Genomic DNA, 248 nt, shown 5'->3' on the forward strand with positions numbered 1-248 from the left:
ACTGCATGAAGTTGGAATCGCTAGTAATCGCGGATCAGCATGTCGCGGTGAATACGTTCCCGGGTCTTGTACACACCGCCCGTCACACCATGGGAGCGGGTTTTACCAGAAGTAGGTAGCTTAACCGTAAGGAGGGCGCTTACCACGGTAGGATTCGTGACTGGGGTGAAGTCGTAACAAGGTAGCCGTATCGGAAGGTGCGGCTGGATCACCTCCTTTCTAGAGTTTGCACGAAGCAGCAATGCTTC

The 248-nt window shown here is 53.6% G+C and carries 1 rRNA gene; it reads left to right on the forward strand.

What is annotated here, in order from left to right:
• A 16S ribosomal RNA gene (locus ACZ92H_RS29830) occupies positions 1–219 on the forward strand; the annotation flags it as partial.
• Between the last annotated feature and the right edge of the window lie 29 nt (positions 220–248).

This window comes from Janthinobacterium foliorum, from assembly GCF_978021625.1.